Below are 998 nucleotides of genomic sequence, written 5' to 3' on the forward strand. Positions count from 1 at the left end.
GGCCGGCCTTGTGCCGTGTGCCGCGTGTCGTGTGCCGCGCCGTCGTGGCCGGTCGCGCCGTGCTCCGCCGCACGTCAGGGCGCGTTGTCAGTGCCCTGGTCCAGGATGGGCCGCATGGGCATGGATGACGGAGTGCGGTACATCGGGGTGGGTGAGCGGCGGGCTCGGCTGGCGCTGCGGCATCAGCTGGCGGACGGGGCGCGGGTGGAGAGTCCCGAGGAGGTGGCGGGCGCGCTGGTCGCGCTGCACGGGTCCGATCCCGCGACCGTGTATCTGGCCGTCGGCGCGCGGCACACGGATCCCGTCCGTACCGTCGCCGAGACCGAGCGGGCGTTGTACGAGGACCGGTCCCTGGTACGGATGCACGGGATGCGGCACACCGTGTTCGCGTTCCCGGCCGAGCTCACCGCGGTCGTGCACGCCTCGACCGGTCTCACGGTCGCAGCACGGGAACGGGCCGCGCTCGTCAAGGACATGGCGAAGGCCGGTGCCCCGGACGCGACCTGGCTGAAGGAGGTCGAGGAGTCGGCGCTGGCCGCGCTCGCCCGGCGCGGACAGGCCACGGCGGCGGAGCTCGCCGAGGACGAGCCGCGGCTGCGCGTGCAGTTCGCGTACGCGGCCGGGAAGAGCTACGAGGGCGTCCACACCGTGGCGAGCCGGCTGCTGCGGGTGCTCGGGGTGGAGGGCAAGGTGGTGCGCGGGCGGCCGCTCGGCACCTGGATGTCCTCGCAGTTCCGGTGGGCGGTCGCACCGCCGCATCCCGAGCTCGATGCGGCCGGGGCCCAGGCGGAGTTGCTGCGGCGCTGGCTCGCGGTGTGCGGGCCGGCCACGGAGGCGGACCTGAAGTGGTGGACGGGCTGGAAGGTGACCGACGTGCGCCGCGCTCTGACGGCGATCCGCGCGGTCGAGGTGTCCGTCGACGAGGGCCTGGGCTACGTCGTCGAGGGCGACGCCGGTCCGGTCACGGAACACGTGGAGCCCTGGGCGGCGTTGCTTCC

The 998-nt window shown here is 74.3% G+C and carries 1 protein-coding gene; it reads left to right on the forward strand.

Features of this window, described 5'->3' with window-relative positions:
- Positions 1–120: 120 nt before the first annotated feature.
- A partial coding sequence (locus EHS43_RS45115; protein WP_125196114.1) for a crosslink repair DNA glycosylase YcaQ family protein occupies positions 121–998 on the forward strand: 878 nt, incomplete at its 3' end.

It is taken from the genome of Streptomyces sp. RP5T, assembly GCF_003933965.1.
Classification (GTDB): Bacteria; Actinomycetota; Actinomycetes; order Streptomycetales; family Streptomycetaceae; genus Streptomyces.